Annotated in this window: 18 protein-coding genes and 2 pseudogenes; 13 read left to right on the top strand and 7 right to left on the bottom strand. The window is 74.2% G+C overall.

What is annotated here, in order from left to right:
- Positions 1-225: 225 nt before the first annotated feature.
- From OO57_RS23205 to OO57_RS23195, 3 genes are all read left to right on the top strand, one after another.
- Positions 226-1,755: a DUF2252 domain-containing protein gene (locus OO57_RS23205; protein WP_033254538.1), complete on the top strand. Its 1,530-nt coding sequence runs from the start codon at positions 226-228 to the stop codon at positions 1,753-1,755.
- 148 nt (positions 1,756-1,903) lie between these two features.
- Complete coding sequence (locus OO57_RS23200; protein ID WP_158715195.1) at positions 1,904-3,082, top strand: hypothetical protein; 1,179 nt, start codon at positions 1,904-1,906, stop codon at positions 3,080-3,082.
- A gap of 99 nt (positions 3,083-3,181) precedes the next feature.
- Entirely contained in the window at positions 3,182-3,688 is a 507-nt protein-coding gene (locus OO57_RS23195) for a GNAT family N-acetyltransferase (RefSeq protein WP_033254536.1), read from the top strand.
- Positions 3,689-3,695: 7 nt separating this feature from the next.
- Here the strand turns inward: OO57_RS23195 and OO57_RS23190 are convergent, their stop codons facing one another.
- Positions 3,696-5,240 carry an alpha/beta hydrolase gene (locus OO57_RS23190; RefSeq protein ID WP_033254535.1) on the bottom strand — a complete coding sequence of 515 codons (1,545 nt, stop codon included), beginning with the start codon at positions 5,238-5,240 and terminating at the stop codon, positions 3,696-3,698.
- 204 nt (positions 5,241-5,444) lie between these two features.
- Between OO57_RS23190 and OO57_RS23185 the strand changes: the two genes are divergently transcribed.
- The 6 genes from OO57_RS23185 to OO57_RS23160 all read left to right on the top strand — a co-directional run bounded on the left by OO57_RS23185 (position 5,445) and on the right by OO57_RS23160 (position 9,627).
- Positions 5,445-6,047 carry a TetR family transcriptional regulator gene (locus tag OO57_RS23185; RefSeq protein WP_033254534.1) on the top strand — a complete coding sequence of 201 codons (603 nt, stop codon included), beginning with the start codon at positions 5,445-5,447 and terminating at the stop codon, positions 6,045-6,047.
- Positions 6,048-6,199: 152 nt separating this feature from the next.
- A complete protein-coding gene (locus OO57_RS23180; RefSeq protein WP_033254548.1) occupies positions 6,200-6,991 on the top strand; it encodes an ATP-grasp domain-containing protein in 792 nt (263 codons plus the stop codon).
- 132 nt (positions 6,992-7,123) lie between these two features.
- Positions 7,124-7,528 (top strand): RidA family protein, encoded by a 405-nt coding sequence (locus OO57_RS23175; RefSeq protein ID WP_033254533.1) that lies wholly within the window; start codon positions 7,124-7,126, stop codon positions 7,526-7,528.
- Positions 7,529-7,749: 221 nt separating this feature from the next.
- Positions 7,750-9,006, top strand: coding sequence for a cytochrome P450 (locus OO57_RS23170; protein ID WP_033254532.1), 1,257 nt, complete (start codon positions 7,750-7,752; stop codon positions 9,004-9,006).
- Positions 9,003-9,239, top strand: a complete 237-nt coding sequence (locus OO57_RS23165) for a ferredoxin (protein WP_033254531.1) — start codon at positions 9,003-9,005, stop codon at positions 9,237-9,239. Before OO57_RS23170 ends, OO57_RS23165 begins: the two co-directional genes overlap by 4 nt.
- A 118-nt stretch (positions 9,240-9,357) precedes the next feature.
- Positions 9,358-9,627, top strand: coding sequence for a hypothetical protein (locus tag OO57_RS23160; protein ID WP_033254530.1), 270 nt, complete (start codon positions 9,358-9,360; stop codon positions 9,625-9,627).
- 13 nt (positions 9,628-9,640) lie between these two features.
- Here OO57_RS23160 and OO57_RS23155 read toward each other — a convergent pair whose 3' ends face one another.
- The 6 genes and pseudogenes from OO57_RS23155 to OO57_RS23135 all read right to left on the bottom strand — a co-directional run bounded on the left by OO57_RS23155 (position 9,641) and on the right by OO57_RS23135 (position 17,226).
- Entirely contained in the window at positions 9,641-10,231 is a 591-nt protein-coding gene (locus OO57_RS23155; RefSeq protein ID WP_033254547.1) for a hypothetical protein, read from the bottom strand.
- Between the two features lie 78 nt (positions 10,232-10,309).
- Entirely contained in the window at positions 10,310-11,359 is a 1,050-nt protein-coding gene (locus OO57_RS23150) for a LacI family DNA-binding transcriptional regulator (RefSeq protein WP_033254529.1), read from the bottom strand.
- A gap of 164 nt (positions 11,360-11,523) precedes the next feature.
- Complete coding sequence (locus tag OO57_RS23145) at positions 11,524-12,102, bottom strand: hypothetical protein (RefSeq protein WP_051778121.1); 579 nt, start codon at positions 12,100-12,102, stop codon at positions 11,524-11,526.
- A 103-nt stretch (positions 12,103-12,205) separates the two neighbouring features.
- A pseudogene (locus OO57_RS47230) lies at positions 12,206-13,084 on the bottom strand (DUF1996 domain-containing protein); the annotation flags it as partial.
- A 105-nt stretch (positions 13,085-13,189) separates the two neighbouring features.
- A pseudogene (locus OO57_RS47225) lies at positions 13,190-13,609 on the bottom strand (discoidin domain-containing protein); the annotation flags it as partial.
- 140 nt (positions 13,610-13,749) lie between these two features.
- Complete coding sequence (locus tag OO57_RS23135; RefSeq protein WP_081973892.1) at positions 13,750-17,226, bottom strand: discoidin domain-containing protein; 3,477 nt, start codon at positions 17,224-17,226, stop codon at positions 13,750-13,752.
- 304 nt (positions 17,227-17,530) lie between these two features.
- Between OO57_RS23135 and OO57_RS23130 the strand changes: the two genes are divergently transcribed.
- The 4 genes from OO57_RS23130 to OO57_RS23115 all read left to right on the top strand — a co-directional run bounded on the left by OO57_RS23130 (position 17,531) and on the right by OO57_RS23115 (position 23,253).
- The gene (locus tag OO57_RS23130; protein WP_033254527.1) at positions 17,531-18,844 is read left to right on the top strand and encodes an extracellular solute-binding protein; all 1,314 of its coding nucleotides are present in this window, start codon (positions 17,531-17,533) and stop codon (positions 18,842-18,844) included.
- A 103-nt stretch (positions 18,845-18,947) separates the two neighbouring features.
- Complete coding sequence (locus OO57_RS23125; protein WP_033254526.1) at positions 18,948-19,910, top strand: carbohydrate ABC transporter permease; 963 nt, start codon at positions 18,948-18,950, stop codon at positions 19,908-19,910.
- Positions 19,907-20,773 carry a carbohydrate ABC transporter permease gene (locus OO57_RS23120; RefSeq protein ID WP_033254525.1) on the top strand — a complete coding sequence of 289 codons (867 nt, stop codon included), beginning with the start codon at positions 19,907-19,909 and terminating at the stop codon, positions 20,771-20,773. Before OO57_RS23125 ends, OO57_RS23120 begins: the two co-directional genes overlap by 4 nt.
- Complete coding sequence (locus OO57_RS23115) at positions 20,770-23,253, top strand: glycoside hydrolase family 3 C-terminal domain-containing protein (RefSeq protein ID WP_033254524.1); 2,484 nt, start codon at positions 20,770-20,772, stop codon at positions 23,251-23,253. The genes OO57_RS23120 and OO57_RS23115 overlap by 4 nt, the downstream gene beginning before the upstream one ends.
- Positions 23,254-23,278 lie beyond the last annotated feature (25 nt).

The raw sequence follows: 23,278 nt of genomic DNA, 5'->3' as shown, positions 1-23,278 counted from the left end.
CTCAGCCATCTCCCCAGGTGTCACACGTCCTCAACGACACACCACCGCCAACAGACACGCCCAATCAAAATCAACCTGACCAAGCCCTACTAGTGCCGCCCGGTGGGCGGGTGGCCGTGGCGCGGCGCGGTCCGGTGGGCGGACCCGGCGGCGTCGGCGTCCGTCCGGCCGGGTAGCGTCACCGCTGGTGGGGGTGGCCCCTGCCGTGGTCGGAGGGGAGTGCGGGTGTCGGCGGTCGAGGTCCGGGTGGAGGGTCCGGAGGGCCCGGAGGCTTCGGGGGCGGCGGAACTGCTGCCGCTGTCCAGGGAGTTCGCGGTCGAGGGGTTCGCGGGGGACGCCTCCGCGGCGCCGGGCCGCCCGTCGGCGGCGCTGCTGGAGCTGGCGGGCCTCGCGCTCGCGGACGGCCCGAAGCGGCGCGGCAAGCTGCTGCGCGAGCGGGTGCCGCTGGAGTCGCACGCCCGGCTGGTGCTCTCGGCGTCGCGTCCGGAGGTGGTCGCGGCGGTGGAGTCGGCGAACGTGGGCCGGCTGCCGCACCTGGTGCCGCTGCGGGTGGGGCGGATGGCGGCCTCGCCGTTCGCGTTCCTGCGCGGTACGGCGGGGTTGATGGCGCACGACCTGGCGACCACTCCGGTCAGCGGGATCGCGGCGCAGCTGTGCGGGGACGCGCACGCGGCCAACTTCGGCCTGTACGGGGACGCCCGGGGCCGGTTGGCGCTGGACCTGAACGACTTCGACGAGACCGTCCCGGGCCCGTGGGAGTGGGACCTGAAGCGGTTGGCGGCCAGCCTGGTGCTGGCGGGACGGCAGGCCGGGGCGGACGAATTCGCTTGCCGCCAGGCCGCGTTCGACGCAGCGGCGACGTACCGGCGGACGGTGCGGCAGCTGGCGAAGCTCCCGGTACTGGACGCCTGGAACGCCTGGGACGCCATCGCGGAGCACCAGTTGGTGGAGTTCGCGGGTGCGCACGAGCTGAGCGAGCTGCTGGCGGCGGTGTCGGCGAAGGCGCTGCGCAACACCGGGGCGAAGTTCGCGGCGCGCTCCACCGTCCGTACCGGGGACGGGGGTTGGCGGTTCGTCGCGGCGCCGCCGGTCCTGAGCGAGGTGACGGACCGTCAGGCCGAGCTGGTGGCGGGCTCGTTGGCGTCCTATCGGCACACCGTCCCGGCGGAGCTGCACCCGCTGCTGGCCCGGTTCCGGGTGCAGGACGTGGCGTTCCGGGTGGTGGGCACCGGCAGTGTCGGCACCCGTTCGTACGTGGTGCTGCTGACCGACCGCAAGGGCGGGCCGCTGGTGCTCCAGGTGAAGGAGGCCCGGGAGTCGGTGCTGCTGCCGCACCTGGTGCGGGCCGGGTTCCCGCTGCCGGACGGGGGCGGGCACGAGGGGCGGCGGGTGGTGCTCGGGCAGAAGCGCATGCAGGTGGTGTCCGACCCGCTGATGGGCTGGACCAGTGTCGCCGGACTGCCGTACCAGGTGCGGCAGTTCCGCAACCGCAAGGGCAGTGTCGACCCGGCCGCGCTGACCCCCGCCCAGCTCGACGACTACGGCCGCCTCACCGGTGCGCTGCTGGCCCGCGCCCACGCCCACACCGCGGACGCGGCGCTGATCGCCGGGTACTGCGGCAAGGACGACCGCCTGGACGACGCCGTGGCCCGGTTCGCGGTCGCCTACGCCGACCAGTCGGAGGCCGACCACGCGGCGCTGCTGGCCGCGGTCCGCTCCGGCCGCCTGGCCGCGGAGCCCGGGCCGGGCGCCTGAGCGGGGCCCGGGCCGGGGGCGCCCGGGCCGGGGGTGGTGCAACCGTCCGGGTTGCGGTTCCGTCTCCTTTCCCGCGCACCGGTGCAGGTGGTGACCGGACGCTGCCACATTGGTGGTCGAATTCAACCTCTCGGACAGGAGATTGACGATGGTTTCGGGGGACGGGGCCGTGTCGGCCGACGTCGTGGTCGACGCGCTGCTGCAGCCGGACGGGGCCGCTCCGGCAGCCCTGGACGCGGAGTCACTGGCCCGGGTGCGCCACGAACTACAGCGGCTGCCGCGCTGGCAGCAGGCGCTGACGGCTGCCGGGGCCGCACCGCAGGACACCGCGGCCCGCGCCGCGCTCGTCGAGGCCGTCGACGAGGTGCTCGGCTTCAACTCGGCGCTGGCGCAGTCGCTCCGCCTGGCGGACGGCACGCCCGCTGCCGCCGCTGCTCCGGCTGCTCCGGCTGCTCCCGGCGGGACGAGCGGCACGGGCGGGGGTGCGCCCTCGTTCGAGAAGGCTCCCCCGCCGACCGTGCCGACCGCGCCCGTCGCTCCCCCGCCCGCTCCCCCGGCCCCGCAGCCGGCCCCGCCGTACGCCCCGCAGTCCGCCGCACCGTTCGCGGCCCCCGGACTGCCGCCCGCCCCGCCCGCTGCGCCTCCCGGCCCGCCCGGCGCGCCCGGTGCACCCGGCGCGCCCGGTGCACCCGGCGCGCCCGTCTACCCGGCGCTGCCCGCCGGTCCGCCGGTCGACCCGGCGGTGCTGGTCCGGCGCAAGCGGATCGCGCTGGGCGTGGGCGCGGTCGTGGTGGTGGGCGGCCTGGTCCTGCTGGGGAGCACCCTGTTCGGTGGCGACAGCGCCCCGCACCTCCCGGGTTCGGTGGAGGGCGAGAAGCTGCGGGCCAGTTCGGCGAAGGGCGACTTCCCGGACTGGGAGGACATGAGTTCGAGCATGACCATGATGGGCGTGCAGGACGTCCAGGCGGCGGCGTACGGCGCGGTGCCGGAGGCCGAGGCCGACAGCCCGTTCGGGGGCAGTGACCGCGAGGCGCGGTGGAGCGTGGTGATCGGCAAGCCCGGGCCGGGGTTCCAGGAGCGGATCGCCCGGATGATCGCGTCCTCCTCCGACGAGAGCGACGCCCCGCACCTCGTCGAGTCGACCCTGGGCGGCACGATGTACTGCGACTCGTACGACCCGGACGACAGCCCGCGGGAGCGGGCCGACGAGGATGTCACCTGCATGTGGTCCGACGAGGAGCACCTGATCGTCGTCATCGGCACGGGCGTCGACGAGAACCTCCCGCCCGAGGTCCTGAAGCGCGTCCGCGGCAACGCCGAGCACTGACACCCGCCCCCGCGGCCCCCGGGACCGAAACCGGGACCGGGACCGAAACCGGGACCGGGACCGGTCCCGGGCCCGGCCCCGGTCGCGCACAATGGGGTGATGCGCACACGTGAGGTCCGGGCCGGGGAGCTGCCGCTGCTCCAGGAGATCGAGCGGGCGGCCGGGGGCTGCTTCCGCGAGGTCGGGATGGACGAGGTCGCGGACGACGAGCCCTTCTCCGTCGCGGAGTTGACGGCCTTCCTGGACGCGGGCCTGGCCTGGGCCGCGGTGGACGACGACGACCGCCCCGTGGCCTACCTGGTCGCGGAGCGGGTCGACGGGGCGCTGCACGTCGAGCAGGTCTCGGTGCACCCCTCGTACGCCCGCCGGGGCGTCGGCCGGTCGCTGCTGGAGTGCGCGGCGGCGCGGGCCGCGGCCGAGGGCGTCGCGGCGCTGACCCTCACCACCTTCGCCGACGTCCCGTGGAACGCCCCGTACTACGCCCGTTGCGGTTTCCGTCCGGTACCGGAGGACGCCCTCGGGCCCGGCCTGCGCGAGGTCCGGGCCCGGGAGGCGGCGCACGGCCTGGACCGCTGGCCGCGCCTGGTGATGCGCCGCGCGCTCTGAGCGGCCGTCAGCCGGAGGGGGTCGGGGCGGGGTCGGGTCGGCAGCCGAGGTCGTGGGCGGGGAGGGCGCCGGTGGCCAGGAAGCGGTCGGCGGCGCGGACCGCGCAGGACGGCGTGGCCGGGTCGTAGGCGCCGTGGTTGCCGCCCTCGACGGTGACCATCACGGCCCGTCGGCCGAGTGCGGAGCGCATCTCCAGGGCCCCGGCGTGGGGGGTGGCGGGGTCGCGGGTGGTCTGCAGCAGCAGGATGTTCGCGGGGCCCCGGTCGGTGACCCGGACGGCGGGTTCGGCGGGGGCGGGCCAGAACGCGCAGGGCCAGATGTTGGCGCCCATGCCCGCGGCCAGCGGGTTGCGCGCCCGGCTGGCGGTGACGGCCCGCTGGTAGCGGGCGGGGTCGCGGTCGGCAGGGGTGTCGTTGCACAGGACGGCGACGAGGGCCGCCACGTCGTTGTCCGCGGGGACGCCGGGGGTGTCGCCCTTGGCGAGCCACCAGTAGGGGACGGGGCCCGCGCCGTCGGCGGCCAGGTAGCTCCACCAGTCGGCGATCTCCGGGAACAGCGCGGTGTGGTACGAGTCGAGGCGGTACAGGGTGCGCCACAGGTTGCCGTCGACCGGTCCGGCCACCGGGTGGTCGACCGGGGCGCGGTCGAGTTCCGCGGCCAGCGCCAGGTAGTTGGCGCGGACGGCGGCGGGCGTCGCGCCGAAGTGCAGGTCGGCGTCGCGGGCGGCGGCCCAGGCGGCGAAGTCCGCGAAGCGCAGTTCGCCGCCGTCGTCCCAGGAGGCGAGCCGTTCCTGCCAGGTGGTGTTGGGGTCGACGTTGCCGTCGAGGACGAAGCGGTCGGTGCGGCCGGGGAAGAGCTGGGCGTACACCGCGCCCAGGTAGGTGCCGTAGGAGGCGGCCCGGTAGGAGATCCTCGGCTCGCCGAGGGCGGCCCGGACGCGGTCCAGGTCGCGGGCGGTGTCGGCGGTGGTCAGGTGCCGGACGAGGTCGCCGCCCGCGGTGAGGCAGTCGCGGGCCAGGTCGCGGGCGAAGCGCACGTTCGGGGCGATCGAGCCGTCCGGGGCGGGGAACGGGAAGACCTTCTGCCAGGGCACCTCGGCGGGGGTACGTCCGCAGGTCACGGGGGTGCTGTGGCCGACGCCGCGCGGGTCGAAGCCCACCAGGTCGTAGCGGTCCAGCACCTCGCGCGGGTACCCGGCGGCCGCTGCGCCGGGCAGGTGCAGGCTGGCGACGCCGGGGCCGCCGCCGTTGTGCACCAGGATGCCGCGCCGCAGGCCGGGCTTGGCCGTGGCCAGCCGGGAGACCGCGATCTCGATCGTCCGCCCGTGCGGCGCGCCGTAGTCCAGCGGCACCCGCACCGTGGTGCAGCGCAGCGCCGGGTCGACCGGCGCGCCCGAGGGGTCGGCCGGGCAGTCCGTCCACACCGGCCGCGGGGGCCGCTCGGCGGGTGCGGCCGCGGCCGCCTCCGCTCCCGCCGTCGTCCCGGCCAGGGCCAGGGCCAGCGCGAACCCGACGGCTCCCAGGCGGCCGCCCGTACGTGATCTCGTCCACATGGACTAGACCATAGGGAGCCGGGCGGTCCGACGCCATACCCCGGCGGGGGCGAGCGAGTTGGTCAGCACACCGATCAACTCGGCTCCTGACGTGGCGAGATGACGGACCGTCGGCAAACCGCCCCCGGGCGCGCGGGGCACCCCGGGGCGGCGCCGCGGTACGGCGGAGCCGAACCGTCCGGTTCGGTCCGGTACGGTGGAGGCATGACACCCCCGCCCGGAGCCGACTCGACCCGCGACCGCGTCGTCGCCGCGGCCACCGCCGAGTTCGCCCGGCACGGGATCGCGGGCGCCCGGATCGAACGCATCGCCAAGGCCGCCCGCACCAGCAAGGAGCGCCTGTACGCGTACTTCCGCAGCAAGGAGGAGCTGTACGCGACCGTCGCCGCCACCGAGCTGACGGCCGTCGCCGAGGCGACCCGGCTCGACCCGACCGACCTCCCGGCGTACGCGGGCCGCCTCCACGACTACTTCTCCGCGCACCCGGACCGGCTGCGCCTGATGTCCTGGGGCCGCCTGGAGCTGCCCCCGGACGCGACGGACGGGGCGGACGCGGCGGACGACCCGGTGCGGGCCACCGTGCGGCACAAGACCGAGCAGCTGCGCCTGGCCCAGCGGGCGGGCCGCCTCGACCCGTCCTGGGACCCTTTGGACGTCCTGGTGCTGCTCAACCAGCTCGCCACCGCCTGGGCCGGCCAGTCCGAGTTCCTGCCCGCGGACGAGGAGCAGCGCGCCGCCTTCCTGGCCGACCGCCGGGCCGCCGTGGTCAGGGCCGTCCAGCAGCTCTTCCCCGCCGCCACCGACTGACCCCGCTCCCCTGCCGCCCCCTCCGCGCCCGCGGCGCCCGCCGCCGACACGTTGCGGCACGCCCGACTGCCGATCACCCTGCCCGAGCGGAGCGGGTACGCGGAGCGAAAACCGCTGGCCGGGGCAACGCGCCGCGCGGCATGATCACCGGCATGCCGACTCCCGTCCTGCTCCTCGCGCCCCGCGTCAACGAGACCGGCCTGCAACTGCGCACCGCCGCCGGGCGGCGCGGGCTGCGGGCGTTCACGGCGCCGTCCTGGCGCGCTCCGCGGGAGCTGGCGGGGGCGCCGGTCCACCTGTACGGCGGGCCGCTGTTCGCCGATGCGGTGGGGCGGGAGCTGGGGCTCGGCCCGGTGGAGCCGTCCGACGGCTGGCTGGCCGCGCTGCCGCGCGAACTGACCGGCCGCCGGGTGGAGTTGGGGACGCTGGCCGAGGCGCGTCGGCTGTCCGGCCCGGCTTTCGTGAAGACCCCGGCCGACAAGCACTTCGCCGCCCGGGTGTATCCGGACGGCGCCGCCCTGCCCGGGCCGGAGCTGCTGGACGGCGACACGCCGGTGCTGGTCAGCGAGGTGGTCCGGTTCGACGCCGAGTTCCGCCTGTTCGTCCTGGACGGCGCGGTGCGCGCCGCGTCCCGCTACGCCCTGGACGGCGAGCTCGCGGTGGCCGGGCCGGGGGCGGACGGCCCGGAGCTGCTGGCGTTCGCCGCCGAGGTGCTGGCCGCGGCGTCCGGTCCCGCCGCACTGCCGAGCGCCGCCGTGGTCGACCTCGGCCGCACCGGGCGGGGCTGGGCGGTGGTCGAGGCCAACGCGGCCTGGGCGAGCGGCGGTTACGCCTGCGACCCGGACGCCGTGCTGGACGTGGTGCTGCGCGCGGCCGGTCCGCTCGCCGAACTCCCGTCCGCCGACCGCCCGTTCCTCCGCCCGCTGCCCGAGGTCGTGCCCTGACCGCGAACGGCCCCTGCCCGCCCCCGCACCGCCCCCGTCCCCACACCCGCACCCGCACCTGCACCTGCACCCGCACCTGCACCGCCGGAAATCGCGTGCGCCCGGCGCCCGGTACGGGTGAGGATGGCCGCCATGAACTCTCCTCACCTCACCCACATCACCGAGCCGCCGGGCGTCGCACCGGGCACGGGCTACACGCAGGTCGTCACCGGGACGGGGCGGCTGGTCCAGGTCTCCGGGCAGGTCGCGTTCGACGAGCGGGGCGAGCTGGTCGGCGCGGGCGATCCGGAGGCGCAGGCCCGGCAGGTGTTCGAGAACCTGCGGCGCTGCCTGGCGGCGGCCGGGGCCGGGTTCCCGGACGTCGTGAAGTTCACCGTCTTCGTCACCGACGTGGCGTACCTGCCCGCCGTCCGCAAGGCCCGCGACGAGCACGTGGACACCGCGCGGCCGCCCGCGAGCTCGGCCGTCCAGGTCGCGGCGCTGTTCCGGCCGGAGGTGCTGATCGAGGTCGAGGCGCTGGCCGTGGTCGCCGACTGACGCCCCGGCGGCGAGTCGGCGGCAGATCGGCGGCGGATCGGCACCGCCTCGCCGGTCCGCACCAACTTCCGCCCTTCGAACGACAGTTGCCCTCCCCGTCCGCCCCGCCGGTGGCTGGTTTGCGTCCTACTCGCGGGCGGGGTCGTCCGCTTACGGTCGGTGGTGAGGGGCTGCCGCCCGGCGGTGTCCCCGGTCCTGCAACTGCTCTGCCAGGAGGACGGATGACCACCGACGCCACCACCGACGCCCCCGGCAGCCCCGGCGCCCAGCCGCTGGTGCCGCTGCACTGCCTGCCGCGGGCCGAGGCCGGTCCGCCCCGGCTGGCCGTGCTGCCGACCGGTACGCCGGTGTGGGTGCTGACCCGGCACGCGGACGTCCGGCAGGCGCTCGCCCACCCGGACCTGGGCCGGGCCCCGCTGTACGCGCCGGACGCCCCGCCGATCACGCTGACGCCGAACATCCTGGACGACCCGTCCTCGATCCTGAACAGCGACGGGCCGGAGCACCAGGCGATCCGCCGCACCGTCCAGCGCGCTTTCACGCCACGGGCGATCGAGCGCTGGCGGCCCTGGGTGGACGGGGTGGTGCGGGAGCTGGTGGGCGAGCTGGTCGGGTCGGGGTCGCCGGCCGAGGTGGTCGGGGCGCTCACCATGCCGCTGCCGGTGCGGGTGATCAGCCGGCTGATGGAGCTGGAGGGCCTGGACACCGAGCGGCTCGGCCGCTGGAGCGACCACGCGCTGTCGACCACGGCGTACAGCGCGGAGGAGATCGGGGCGGCGATCCGGGAGTTCGGCGAGTTCGGGCAGCAGCTGGTGCAGGAGCGCCGGAAGAACCCGGGCGAGGACCTGGTCAGCTCGCTGGTGCAGGCCGCCGACCAGACCGGCGGCATGACGGAGGCCCAGATCACCTCGCTCACCATCGGGCTGGTGATCGCCGGGCACGAGACCACCATGACCAGTTTCGGCAACGCCCTGGTCTACCTGCTCGACCCGGAGCGCACCGACCGCCCGGGCAGGCCCGAGCACCCGGACCGGGCCGGGGCCTGGCGGCGGATCGGCGCCGACCCGGCCGCGGCCGCCGCGGCGACCGAGCAGATCCTGCGCACCGTCCCGCTCGGCGACCGCACCACCGCGCCGGGGTCGCTGCGCCGGGCCACGGCCGACCTGGAGATCGGCGGCGTGACCATCCCGGCGGGGGCGGTCGTCGCCGCCGACGCGGTGGCCGCCAACGCCGACCCGGAGGTCTACCCGCCGGGCCCGCTCGACCTGTTCGCCCCGCTCGGCACCCCGTCGCTGACCTTCGGCGCCGGACCGCACCACTGCCTGGGCGCCTGGCTGGCCCGGATGGAGCTCGAACTCGGCCTGCACCACCTCGCCCGCGCCCTGCCCGGCCTGCACCTGGCCACGCCCGTCGACCGCATCGAGTGGCGCACCGGCCTGGTCACCCGCAGCCCGCTGCGCCTGGAGGTGGCCTGGTGAGCGACGCCCCGAAGCTGGTCGTGACGGTCGACCGCTCCCGCTGCATCGGCAGCGGCCTGTGCGCCCGCACCGCCCCCGCCGACCTCGCCCTCGCCCCCGACGGCCGCGCGACCCCCACCCGCCCGGCCACCGAGGGCTTCGCGGAACTGACCGAGGCCGCCGAGATGTGCCCGGTCGAGGCCATCACCGTCCGCGACGCCGCCACCGGGAAGCTGATCGCCCCCGCCTGGTGACCACTCCCCCGCGGGCGGCCGTCGGCCGCCGCCGCCCCGGCTCGATCGCACACCGACGGGCAAAATTTCAACCAGAACCCCTGGACGGCAACCGGTCTCCGCTGCGATCCTCACCGCCGTGCTGATCTTCATCGTGCTGGGCCTGATCCCGCTCGGCTTCTTCTGCTTCGGCCTGGCCCTGTTCGTGGACTTCCGCGGCGTCGCCACCCACTACACCGCCCGCAACCGCGCCGTCGTCGAGGAGATGGCCCGCAACGGCCAGGACGCCCGCAGCCTCCTGGTGCTCGGCGACAACCGAAAGATGGGCCCGCTGATCATGCTGCTGAGCGCCGGAGCGGTGGCCTTCATCGTCTACCAGATCGTCACCATCGCCCAGAACGGCGGCTGATCCGCCGCCCGGCTCAGCACGAGCCGTACACCCGGCGGGCCTCCAGGACGACGGCCGTTCCGGCGACGGGACGGCCCTCGTGCATGGCGATCCGGTCGCCGGGGCGCAGGTCGCGCCAGCGGTCGGGGGCGAGGGCCAGGAGGCGGACGGTGGCGCGTTCGCCGGGGCCCAGGGTGGGGGTGTGCTCCACCCAGAGGAAGCCGACTGCGAGGTTCGGTCCGCCGTCGGGGGTGCGCTGGCCGATGTCCCACAGCGGGCGCATGACGCCCGCTCCGGCGAAGGGTGTCTTGCGCCGACCCTCCCCGGCGGGCAGCAGCGTGAGTTCGGCGCGGATGACCAGGTCGTGGCGGGCTTCGTAGTGCCGCCAGTGGCACCAGGCGGCGCTGTGCGGGAGGTGGAGCCGCTCGGCGGCGGTGGCGAGGTCGGCCCAGGTCCGGGGCGGGATCGGCGGGTTGGTGCCGGGCTCCTCCAGCAGGGTGAGGACGGTCTCCCAGCCGTCGTGGGCGAGGAGGTCCCAGATCTCCAGGACGGTGGGGTCGTTCGGGTCGGCGGCGGCGCCGGGGGCGAGCAGTCCGGCGCTCTCCAGCAGTTCGAGGACGTCCATGCCGCCGATTGTGGCCCGCCCCTGGACGGCGAGGACCGGCGGGGTGCCGGACGGGCCGCCGTTCAGCCGCACCGCCGTTCAGGCGGACTGGCGCTCGATCAGGGTCGGTTCGAACAGGACGGTGGTGGCGGCGCGGCCGGGCCGGGCGAGGTGGTCTAGCAGGACGCGGGTCATCTCGGCGGCCATCTCCTCGACCGGCTGGCGGACGGTGGTGAGGTGGGGGCGGCCGGCCGTCGCGGCGGAGGAGTCGTCGAAGCCGATCACGGCGATGTCCTCGGGGACGCGGCGGCGGTGCTCGGCGAGGACGGCGAGGGCGCCCTGGGCCATCAGGTCGTTGGCGGCGAAGACGCCGTCCAGGTCGGGGTAGCGGCGCAGCAGCGAGGTCATGGCGCGCTCGCCGTCCTCGCGGGTGAAGTCGCCTTCGACGTGCGGGAGTTGGTGGATGCCGTGGTCGGCCATGGCCTCCCGGAAGCCGGAGAGGCGGTCGCGGGCGGCGCGGACGCCGAGCGGGCCGGAGACGGCGGCGACCCGGTGGCGGCCGCGGGCGTGCAGGTGGTCGGCGGCGATCCGGCCGCCCTCGCGGTTGTCGAGGTCGACGCAGGAGAGCGAGAGCGGCGTCGGGGGGCGGCCGAACAGGACGGTGGGGATCCCGGCGGCGAGGAGCTGGGCGGGGAGCGGGTCGCGGCTGTGGGTGGAGACGACCATGGCGCCGTCGGCGTTGCCCTGCCGGAGGTAGGTGAGCGCCTTGTCGCGGGCCTCGGCGCTGTCGGCGAGCATCAGGACGGGGTGCAGGTCGAGCGGGCGCAGGCCGGTGAAGACGCCGCTGACGACGCGTCCGAAGAAGGGGTCGGCGAAGATCTCGCCGCCGACGTGGTGGTCGGGGGTCTCGGGGACGTCGCTGCCGGAGATGACCAGGGCGAGGGCGCCGGTGCGCCGGGTGACCAGCGAGCGGGCGGCACTGTTGGGGACGTAGCCGGTGCGGCTGATGGCCTGGCGGACGGCGTCCTGGATGGCGGGGTCCACGTTGCGGACGCCGTTGATGACGCGGGAGACGGTGGCCCGGGAGACGCCCGCGACCCGCGCCACGTCCTCCAGGGTGGTGGCGCGCTTGAGGGCTTCGCTGCTCATGAGGCCCTTTATAGCACGCTCGGAGAGCGCTCTCCCAGCACGTTCCAAAGCCTGGTCGGTACCGGTTCCGCGGACGCGCTCCGGGGCGTGCCCGAGCCGGGCGCGGCCGGGGGCGCTCCCCCGGTCGTGCCCGGTCGGCAGCGGCCGCCCGGGACCGCGTCCGGTCACGAACTGTGCTCCTGCCAGCAGATCATGACGGTGGTGGCGGTCATCACGGCGACGTCGGCGCGGCTGCGCGGCGGGGTGCCGAAGGTCTCGGGCAGCTCGGCGACGTCGACGGTGAGCACGAAGCTGTCCTTGCGCACCACGGTGGTTCCGTCGGCGCGCTTGTACGCGGCCTCGCCGAGGCCGTTCAGGTCGGTGACGGCCCCGGCGCTGCCGCGCAGGCCGTCGTACTGGGCGAGGGCGGTGGCGGCGTCGGGCAGTTCCTTGACGGAGAGCGCCATGCTGCCCTGGGCGTAGCGGTACTCGCAGCGGTAGACGCGCTTCTCCCAGGTGGGGGCGAGGGGTTGGACGATGTCGGTGCCGAGCGCCCCGGCGAGTTCCTGCCGGAAGTACGGGTTGCAGATCATCGAGGTGGCGTCGGAGGGCCGGTCGGGCGCGCTGGACGAGGGCGCCGCGGCGGGCGAGCTCGCGGCGGGGGGTGCGCTGTCGGCGCCGGGGCCGGTGCCGGACCCGCAGCCGGCGGCGGTGGCGGCGAGCAGGGGCAGCAGGAGCAGCGCGGCGGTGCGGCGAAGCCTCATCGGTGGTCCTCCGTGGGGGTGGGGCGCGGGCCGGCCCCGCCGCCGGATGTGGGGTCCGTGGCGGCGGGGCCGGTGTTCGCGTTCAGGGCGTGCGACTCAGGGCTTACGGCAGAAGGTACTGCTCGTTGAGCGCCGCGCCCTTACCGGGCTGGTTCTCGTCGTAGCCCCGGGCGTTGCACTGGAGGCCGCCGACGATGCAGTGGTTGACCATCGCGGCCAGGGTCGGTGCGTCCCAGGCGTTGAAGAAGTCGTAGTGGAAGGAGAAGCCCCGTCCGCTGGAGAGGTGGAGCTGGGCGAGGTGGTCCAGGTTGACCGGGAAGGCCACCTTGAACTCGATCATCGGCAGCGCGACCGGGTGGTCGGCCGGGCAGACGCCCTCGATCGGGTAAGCCATGTGGCTCTTGTGGTCGGGGGTGTCCAGGTACAGGCCGTTCCAGCAGCTGGGGGCCTGGAAGCGGATGCCGACCTGGCCGCCGCCGGGGCACTCGGTGGGCAGGTCGGAGGTGCGGTAGCTGTTGCCGCACTCCCAGCCGGCCACGTACCCGGGGTGGGTGGCGAAGTCGGTGGCGCTGTCGGTGGGGCTGGCGACGACGAACCGCAGGCCGGCCGGGAAGGGGCGGACGGCGGTGTAGTCGTTGATGCCGCTCTTGTAGTAGATGGTCTGCAGGCCGACCGGGTCGACGGGGGTGTTGCCGTCGTACATGGTGGGCATCCAGTAGCCGGACTTGTCGCCGGGGGCGAGGCAGCTGGTGGTGCTGGCCTGCAACGACTCCAGCGTGGAGTTGGCGTTGGTGTTGGTGGCGCCCATGAAGGTGTGCATGTGGGAGGCGCCGGGCTTGCCCGGGTAGACGATCGGGTCGTCGGGCAGGTCGCGGGTGGCGGTGCAGTTCGCCTGGAACTCGTGGAAGTAGGCGTGCGCCGGGTTGCCGGTGGCCGGGGTGGCGCCGGTGACCTGGGGGTTGGCCAGGACGTAGCCGGAGCCGCCGCCGGACGTGGCGACCTGCCCGTAGACCTTGAACTCCTCCACCGAGTAGCCGTAGCCGGTGCCCCGCTTGGTGAGGTTGAGCCGGATGTACCGGCCGCTCCCGGCGAGGTCGATCTGCTCGGTGCCGCCGGTGCCGTTGGCCTTGGTGTAGACGGTGTTCCAGGTGGTGGCGTCGTTGCTGGTCTGGAGCTGGTAGCCGCTGGCGTACGCGGCCTCCCAGTCGAGCTCGACGTGGCTGATGCTCGCGGTGCCGCCGAGGTCGATCTGGACCCACTGGGAGTCGGTCCAGGCGCTGGCCCAGCGGGTGGCGAGGTTGTTGTCGGCGACGGCCGCGGCGGGGAAGCTGGCGTTCTCCACGGACGAGGCGGTGACCGGCTTGGACTGGCTGATCAGCGGGTCGGAGGCGGCGACCGCCTGCTGGGCGAGGACGCCCCCGGTGAGGGCGCCGGCCGCGAGGATCGCGGCGACGGTGCCGGCGAGCGCGGTGCGGTGGGGCGCGCCGCGCGACGTGCGGTGTTTCATCGGACCTCCGGGAGAGGAAGGGTGGGTGGGGGGCCCGGTGCCGCGCGGCGCTCCCTGCCGCGCGGCACCGGGGGTCTGTGGGGGGGTGGGGGGCGTCCGGTCCGGTGGTACGGGCCGGGCGCCCCTCGCTCGGGCAGCCGTCAGGCGTAGACGCCGAACTCGTACATCGAGTAGCCGTAGGCGGTGCCGCGCTGGGTCATGGTGACCCGGACGTAGCGGCCGCTGCCGTTGACGTCGATGTCATCGATGCCGCCGGTGCCGTTGGCCTGGGTGTACACGGTCGTCCAGTTGGTGCCGTCGTTGGAGGTCTGGATCTGGTACGCCTTGCCGTACGCGGACTCCCAGCCGAGCTGCACGTGCTTGAACGAGGTGCTCTGGCCCAGGTCGACCTGGAGCCACTGCGGGTCGGCCCACTCGCTGGCCCACCGGGTGGACCAGTTGCCGTCGGTGGTGTTGGACGGCGGGTAGGGGGCGCCGTTGCCGACGGCCTGGTAGGTCGAGGCGGTGGTGGTCTTGCCCTTGGCGACGTTGGTGCCGCTGGGGGTGGGGGCGACGGTCCGGAAGGACTTGGACTCGATGCCGACGTTGCCGTGGCCGTCGTAGGCGTAGACGTAGACCTTCCAGACGCCCAGGGTCTTGGGCGCGGTGACGGTGAACTGGCCGTCGCCGGTCTGGGTGAAGCGGACCTGGCTGAACCCGGTGCCGCCGTCCACGTACTTGGAGCTGTAGTACAGCTGGTAGCGGACCAGGTCGCCGTCGGGGTCGGTGGCGGGCGAGCTGAGCGTGAAGGTGCCGCCGGCCGGGACGTCCGAGGTCTTGCTGAGCGTGACGTTCGGCATCACCGGCGGGGTGTTGCCGTCCTTGGCGCTGCCGCCGTAGGACTTGGCGACGGAGTAGTACGCGGGCTGCTTCCAGCCGCCGGGGATCAGGTTGAACCAGGTGCCGCCGAAGTCGTTCTCGGTGCCGTAGTTGAAGATGGTGGCGCCGAGCGCGACACCGGTGTGGCCGGAGATGCAGTTCCAGGCCCTGGTGTAGCCGTCGCGCTTCTGGGTGTCGGTGGGCTGGGTCGGGACGCCGTTGGCGTCGTTCGGGACCTCCCACTCACCGTCGTCGCCGGACTCGGTGACGATGTACGGCTTGGTGTAGCCGCCGTTGATCCAGTCCTGCTTGACGTTGCAGACCGCGCCGTAGGAGTTGACGGCCAGCAGGTCGAGGCTGGGGGCGTACTGCTTGTAGTACGGCCAGGCGCCGGTGTACGCGTCGGTCGAGGTGACCGGGTGGTCGGGGTCGATCGCGTGGATGGCCTGGGTGACCTGCTCGACGAACTTGGCGTAGGCGACGCGCTCCTGCTCCACCGTGGCGCCGTTGTAGGCGTGGTCCTGGGTGGTGAGGATGACCTCGTTGCCGACGTCCCACATCAGCACGCCGGGGTGGTCCTTGTAGGTGGTCACCCACTGCTTGATGCTGTCGAGGGTGCTGTTCTTGTAGGCGGTGTCGTTGACGTAGTCGGCGCCCTGGTTGAGCCAGAAGCCGTTGACGACCTTGAGCCCGTACGCGGCGGCGGCGTCCAGCAGCGGCTTGCTGGCCGCGTCGGTGCCCCAGGTGCGGACGGTGTTGACGCCCATCGCCTTGAGGTCGCGCATGTGCGCGTCGGCGGTGGACTGGGCCGGGCCCCAGGTGACGCCCTTGAGCTGGTAGGGCTGGCCGTTGACGCTCAGCGCCCAGTTGCCCTGGCCGCCGGTGACCTTGACGGTGCTCTTGCCGGTGGGGACGGGCGGGTCGACGAGCGCCGCGGGAGCGGTGCCGGTGGTGGTGGCGACGGTGACGGTGCCGATGGACAGCGCGCCGCCGGAGGTGGTGGTGGCGCTGGGCGTGGTGCAGCCGCAGACGCTGTCGGGGAAGGAACCGCCGATGCCGAGGTTGAAGACCAGCTTGAAGCCGTGGTCGACGGCGTTCTTCCAGTCGGCGGTGCCGACCTGGGACTCGTTGACCTGCCAGATCTGGCGGCCGTCGAGGTACCAGCGGATCTGCTCGTCGCTGACGGTGCGGTCGATGACCTGGCTGTAGGTGTGGTAGTCGCTCTGGCAGCCGGGGCAGGAGGCGAGTCCGCTGGTCATGCCGTTGTACTCGCTGCAGTTGCCGCCGGGGGCGGTGCCGCAGTGCAGGGTCGCGGAGGTCTGGCTGCGGCCGTTGACGTCCTCGAGGATGTCGGTCTCGCCGGTGCTCGGCCAGCCGCCGCTGCGGTCGTTGGCGCCGATGGCGCGGAAGGACGGCCAGTAGCCGGTGCCGTCGGCGACGCCGGGCTGCTTGATCTGCGCGGAGATCAGCAGCTGCCCGCCGGCGGGGGCGGCGAAGTCGCCGCGCTTGCTCTCGACCCGGCCGGAGGTCCAGTTGCCGTTGCCGTCGCGGACGGCGGTCAGGTTGAGGTGGCCGTTGCCGTCGATCGCGACGTTGGCGGGGTTGGCGGTGTCGTTCTGGATCTCGCCGGTGCCCCAGTGGGCGGCGCCGCCGGGCTCCGAGGTACCGGTGCGGACCGTCCAGTTGGTGGCGGAGGGGGCGCTGCCGGAGCCGCCGGCGAAGTTGTCGCTGAACACGGTGGTCCAGTTGCCGGGCGGGGTGGTGCCGGTGGGCGTGGGGGTCGGGCTGGGGCTCGGGCTGGGGCTGGTGGAGGAGCCGCCGCCGGTGAACACCTGGAACTCCCAGACGGAGTACCCGTAGCCGGTGGCCCGGGCGGTGCCGTACAGGCGGACGTAGCGGGCGGTGCCGGTGAAGTCCTGCTTCTCGGTGCCGCCCGCGCCGTTGGCGGTGGTCCAGGCGTCGGTCCAGCTGGTGCCGTCGGTGGAGAGCTGGATGCGGTACGCCTTGGCGTAGGCGCTCTCCCAGCTGACGGAGGTGCCGCAGACGCTCTGCGCGGAGCCGAGGTCGACCTGCAGCCACTGCGGGTCGGCGGCCGCCGAGGACCAGCGGGTGCCGGCGTCGCCGTCGACGGCGTTGGCCGCGGGGGTGCCGTAGTTCTCGGTGCTGGAGGAGGTGGCGGTCTTGCCCTGGGCGGCGTTCGCGGTGCCGCAGCCCTGGTCGCCGCCGCCGGTGGCGCCGTAGACCTGGAACTCCCAGAGCGAGTAGCCGTAGCCGGTGGCCCGGGCGGTGCCGTTCATCCGCACGTAGCGGGCGGTGCCGGTGACCGGGACGGTCTCGGTGCCGCCCGCGCCGTTGGCGGTGGTGTACGCGGTGGTCCAGGTGGTGCCGTCGGTGGACAGCTGGATCTGGTAGCCCTTGGCGTACGCCGCCTCCCACTGCAGGGTGACGGAGCTGAGCGCGGCGGGTGCGCCGAGGTCGACCTGCAGCCACTGCGGGTCGGTGTTCGCCGAGGACCAGCGGGTGCCGGTGTTCCCGTCGACGGCGTTGGCCGCGGGGGTGCCGTAGTTCTCGGTGCTGGAGGCGGTGGCGGTCTTGCCCTGCGAGAGCAGGACGGGTGCGGCCTGGGCGCGGCTGGCGGGCAGCAGCATGACCAGGGCCGCGACCAGGGCGGCGGCGAGGGCCGCGGCCAGGGTGCGGGCCGAGGGTGCGGAGGTGGTCGGCCGGATCGGCCTGGGGGTGCGCGGGGGCGGGGCGGGCATCGGGGCTCCCGATCGGGTGGGGTGGGGACGGCACCGTCGAGGGCCGGTGCCCGGATCAGGGAGAGCGCTCTCTCACTACGCCAGTGATGGTTGCCCCGTTGTTTCATCCGTGTCAAGGGCGGCGACCGCTGGTTCGTCAGCGAAACTTCGTCAAAACCCCGGTGCAGCAGCGATTTCCTGCAACCCAACCCCTTGACGGGGGGCGGGTGGAGCGACCAAGCTCCGGATGCCACCCCGGGAGAGCGCTCTCCCAAAGAGCCGTCTCCGGGGGTCTCAGATGCCATCCCCCGCGAGGAGCCGTTCCATGCCCGTTTCCCTGCCCCGCACCGGCCCGAGAGGCCGCCTGCTCGCCAGCTCCGCGCTGCTGGTGCTGGCCCTGACCGCCGCGACCTCCTGCTCCAGCGGCAGCGGCGGCGGCTCGTCCGCGGACGAGGACCCCGACGCCAAGGTCACCCTCACGGTGAACCTGTTCTCCGACTTCGGCTACGCGGACCTGTACAAGGAGTACGAGCAGGCGCACCCGAACGTCACCATCAAGGAGAACCGCGCCGACATGGGCGCGCACCACCAGAACCTGCACGCCCACCTGCTGGCCGGCTCCGGCACCGCCGACATCGAGGCGATCGAGATCGGGCAGGTCGCGGGCTTCCAGCCGGAGGCCGGGAAGTTCCTCAACTTCCTGGACAACGGCGTCAGCAAGGACCAGTGGGTGCCGTCCAAGACCGCCCCCGCCTCCAGCCCCGACGGCAAGGTGCTGTTCGGCCTGGGCACCGACATGGGCGGCATGGCGCTGTGCTACCGCAGCGACCTGTTCCAGGCCGCGGGCCTGCCCACCGACCGCGAGGCGGTCGCCGCGCTGATGAAGGACTGGCCGTCCTACCTGGCCGCGGGCAAGCAGTTCCTGGCCAACAGCCCGAACAAGGACGCCCGCTGGTTCGACAGCGGCGGCAACCTGTTCAGCGCGATCCTGGCCCAGGCCCCGCAGGGCGTCTACGACGCCGAGGGCAAGGTCGTGGTCACCACCAACCCGGCCGTCAAGCAGTCCTTCGACCTGGTGGCCGGCGCCATCAAGGACGGCGAGTCCGCGGGCATCCAGGCCTTCACCCCGGCCTGGGACACCGGCTTCCAGAAGAGCCAGTTCGCCACCGTCGCCTGCCCGGCCTGGATGAGCTACGAGTTCAAGGCCAACCCGCCCACCGACGGCGGCAAGTGGGACATCGCCCGGATCCCCGGCGGCGGCGGCAACTGGGGCGGCTCCTACCTGTCCGTCCCGAAGTCCGGCAAGCACACCAAGGCCGCCGCCGAGCTGGCCAAGTGGCTCACCGCCCCCGAGCAGGAGGCCCGGCTGTTCAAGGAGAAGGGCTACTTCCCCTCCGACCAGGCGCTGTGGACCCAGCCCGACATCGCCGAGCACACCGACCCGCTGTTCAACAACGCCCCGACCGGCAAGATCTTCTCGCAGTCGGCCCGCGACCTGAACCCGCAGCCGCTCGGCGCGCACGGCGCGGAGATCGGCACCGCCCTCGGCAACGCGCTGACCTCCGTCGAGCAGGGCCAGGCCGACCCGGAGGGCGCCTGGAAGAAGGCCCTCGCGGACGTCGACAACATCGTCAACTGACGCCCCGCCCCCACAGACCCGCGGTGCCGGTGCGGACCTGACGCCGCACCGGCACCGCGCCACCGCCCACCTCCTCCTCTGCTTCTGCCCCAGGGAGCTCCCCTTGGCCGCACCGACCGCCGCCGTCCGCGGCGCCCGCGCCCCCGCCCGCACCGCCGGCCACCGCTGGCACCGGCTCGACCGCACCGTCTCGCCCTACCTGTACCTCTCGCCGTTCTTCGTGGTCTTCGGCGTCTTCGGCCTGTTCCCGATGCTGTACACCGGCTACGTCTCGTTCACCGCCTGGCGCGCCGACCGCCCGGGCAGCGAGGGCCAGTGGGTCGGCTTCGAGAACTACCGCAAACTGCTGGACGACCCGTTCTTCTGGAACGCCGTCAAGAACACCCTGGGCATCGGCGTGCTCGCCACCCTCCCGCAGCTGCTGCTCGCGCTCGGCCTGGCCCACCTGCTCAACTACCGGATGCGCGGCCGCACCCTGATGCGCCTGGGCGTCCTGCTGCCGAACGTCACCTCGGTGGCCGCCGTCACGCTGATCTTCGTCCAGCTGTTCGGCCGCGACTTCGGCATGGTCAACTGGTTCCTGTCGCTGTTCGGCGTCGACCACGTCGACTGGCAGGCCGGCACCCTCTCCTCCTGGTCCGCGATCGCCGCGATCGTCACCTGGCGCTGGACGGGCTACAACGCGCTGCTCTACCTCGCCGCGATGCAGTCCGTCCCCTTCGAGCTGTACGAGGCGGCCGCGCTGGACGGGGCCAGCCGCTGGCGGCAGTTCCGCTCCATCACGATCCCGATGCTGCGCCCGACGATCCTGTTCACCGTCATCGTCTCCACCATCGGCGCGCTCCAGCTCTTCGGCGAGCCGATGCTCTTCAGCCAGCAGCAGGACCCGACCACCGGCGGCTCCCAGCACCAGTTCCAGACCCTGGCCCTGTACTCGTACAACCAGTTCTGGGGCCGCTTCAAGTACGGCTACGGCGCGGCGATCTCGTGGGCGATGTTCCTACTGATCGTGCTGGTCGCGGTCGTCAACTTCCTGGCCGCGCGCCGGATGCGAGGTGCCGAATGACCACCCCCGCCCTGCTCCGCCGCCGCCGGCCCAGGAGCACCCGGCAGCTGACCGCCGGACGCGGCGTGTACGTCGTCCTCGGCGCCGCCGTGCTGCTCTCGCTCTTCCCGCTGTACTGGACGCTGGTCGCGGCCTCCCGCACCAACACCGAGATCCACCGGATGCCCCCGGTGCTGCTGCCCGGCGGCCGGCTCTGGCACAACGTCACCCAGGTGTTCGCCCAGACCGACCTGCGCCTGGCGATGGTCAACTCGCTGATCGTGGCCACCACCGTCACCGCCAGCGTGGTCCTGACCAGCACCCTGGGCGGCTTCGCCTTCGCCAAGCTCCGCTTCCGCGGCCGCAACACGCTGCTGGCCTCGGTGGTCGCCACCATGATGGTCCCCACCCAGCTGGGCATCATCCCGCTGTACATCATGATGGCCAACTGGTTCCACTGGGCCGACCACCTCCAGGCCCTGATCGTCCCGGCCGCCGCCAACGCCTTCGGCCTGTTCTTCATGCGCCAGTACCTGATCGGCGCCGTCCCCGACGAACTCCTCGACGCGGGCCGGATGGACGGCTGCAGCACCCGCGGCCTGGTCTGGCACGTCGTGCTGCCCGCCGCCCGCCCCGCGATGAGCGTGCTCGGGATGCTCACCTTCATGGCCGCCTGGAACGACTTCTACTGGCCCAAGGTCGTCATGACCCAGCAGAACCCGACCGTCCAGCTCACCCTCTCCGAGCTGGCCAGCGGCTACATCAAGGACTACTCGCTCGTCCTCACCGGCGCCCTGGTCGCCAGCGCGCCCGTTCTCGTCGCATTCCTCCTGATGGGCCGCCAGATCATCGACGGCATCATGCAAGGAGCCACGAAGGGATGACCCAGCTCTCCATGCCACCTCAACTCACTTCCAGCGCACCGCAGTCGGCGCACCGAACGGACCACCGGGTACTCGACCTGGAGCAGAAGGCGCGGCTGGTCTCCGGCGGGGACACCTTCCGCAGCAGTGGCGAGCCCGCGATCGGGATGCACCCGGTCGTGTGCTCGGACGGGCCGGTCGGGGTGCGCGGGGAGCGGTGGGACGAGGCGGACACGGCGCTGCTGCTGCCGTGCGCGACCGCGCTGGCGGCGTCCTGGGACGAGGAACTGGTCGCCCGGATGGGCGGGTTGCTGGCGGCCGAGGCGCGGCGCAAGGGCGTGCACGTGGTGCTGGCGCCGACGCTGAACCTGCACCGCTCGCCGCTGGGCGGCCGGAACTTCGAGTGCTTCTCGGAGGACCCGCTGCTGACCGCCCGGATCGGGGCGGCGTACATCGCGGGCGTGCAGGCGCGCGGGGTCGCGGCGACGGCGAAGCACTACGTGGCGAACGACTCGGAGACCGAGCGGCTGACCGTGGACGCCCGGGTGGACGAGCGGACGCTGCGCGAGGTGTACCTGGCGCCGTTCGAAGCGGCGGTGCGGGCCGGGGTGTGGGCGGTGATGTCGGCGTACAACCGGGTCAACGGGACGTCGATGGTCGAGAACCCGCTGCTGGCCGAGCCGTTGAAGGGCGAGTGGGGCTTCGACGGGCTGGTGGTCTCCGACTGGGGGTCGGTGCACGAGGCGGACGGGCCGGGTGCGGCGGCGTGCGACCTGGCGATGCCGGGGCCGAACCCGGCGTGGGGGGCGGCGCTGGCGGCGGCGGTGCGGGCGGGCCGGGTACCGGCCGCCGCGCTGGACGACAAGGTGGAGCGGATGCTGCGGCTGGCCCGGCGGGTGGGCGCGTTCGACCCGCCGGCCGCGGGCGGGCGGGCGCCGGTGCCCACCGACCCGGCGACCCGGGGGGCGCTGCGGGCCGCGGCCGTCGCGGGCACCGTGCTGCTGCACAACCCGCAGCGGCTGCTGCCGCTGGAGGAGTCGGCGCTGCGCCGGGTCGCGCTGATCGGCCCGAACGCGGCGACGGCCCGGGTGCAGGGCGGCGGCAGCGCCTCGGTGTTCCCGGCGGCGCCGGTCTCGCCGCTGGCGGGCCTGCGCGCGGCGCTGGACCCGTCGGTGGAGCTGGTGCACGCGCCGGGGGTGCGCACCAACCTGCGCCCGACGCCGCTGGCGGCCGCGGACTGCGTGCTGCCGGACGGTTCGGCGCCGGGCGTGCTGGTGCGCTACCTGGCGGCCGACGGTTCGCTGGTGCACGCCGAGGCGCGGGCGACCGGGCGGGTGCTGGAGCCGACCGGGGAGGTCGACCTGGCGCCGGTGCGCACCATCGAGGTGGCGACCCGGTTCACCGCGCCGTCCGCGGGCCGCTGGCGCCTGGGCGTGGTGGGCCTGGGCGCGCTGCGCCTGGAGGCGGACGGGGAGGTGCTGCTGGAGGAGTACGTGGCGCCGCTCTCGGACGACCCGACGTACCTGCACGTGTCGCCCTCGTTCCGGCAGGTGGAGCTGGAGCTGGCGGACGGCCAGCAGGTCGCGCTGCTGGCCCGGCGGGCGGTGGAGGAGGCGCACGGGCGGGTGCTGGTGCTGGCCGCGGACCGGCCGGAGGCCGAGCTGGAGCGGGAGTTCGCGCACGCGGTGGAGCTGGCCGCGGCCGCGGACGTGGCGGTGGTGGTGGTCGGCACCACGGACGAGCACGAGAGCGAGGGCTTCGACCGGGCCGGCCTGCGGCTGCCGGGCCGCCAGGACGAGCTGGTGGCGGCGGTGGCGGCGGCGAACCCGCGCACGGTGGTGGTGGTGAACACCGGCAGCCCGGTGCTGCTGCCCTGGCGCGAGCGGGTGGGCGCGGTGCTGACCTGCTGGTTCCCCGGCCAGGAGGGCGGGGACGCGCTGGCCGAGGTGCTGCTGGGCCGGGCCGAGCCGGGCGGGCGGCTGCCCACCACCTGGCCGGACGCCGAGGCGGACTGCCCGGTGTACGGGACCGCCCCGACCGACGGGCGGCTGGAGTACGCGGAGGGCCTGCACCTGGGCCACCGCGGCTGGCTGCGCGCCGACCGCTCCCCCGCGTACTGGTTCGGGCACGGGCTGGGCTGGGGCGAGTGGCGCTACCTGGCGCTGGGGGCGCCCTCGGCCCCGGCGGCGGACGGCTCGCGCACGGTGCGGGTGGTGCTGCGCAACGAGGGGTCGCGCCGCTCCCGGGAGACCGTGCAGCTGTACCTGTCGCGGCCGGGTTCGGAGCTGGACCGGCCGGTGCGCTGGCTGGGCGCCTTCGGCGCCGCGGAGGCGGGGCCCGGCGAGCAGGTCGAGATGGAACTGCGGCTGCCGGCAAGGGCGTTGGAGCACTGGTCGGTGGCGGAGCGGGGCTGGCGGACCGAGCCCGGCACCTTCGTCCTGCAGGTCGGTCCGCACTGCGGCGAGCTCCCGCTGGCGGCGGCCCTGACGGTCGGTGCCTGAGCGCCCGACGGCCCGGCCCCTGCGC

It is taken from the genome of Kitasatospora phosalacinea (assembly GCF_000717185.1).
Lineage (GTDB): Bacteria > Actinomycetota > Actinomycetes > Streptomycetales > Streptomycetaceae > Kitasatospora > Kitasatospora phosalacinea_A.
Note: the sequence above shows the minus strand (reverse complement) of the source record. Positions and strands in the feature narration are given on the sequence as shown.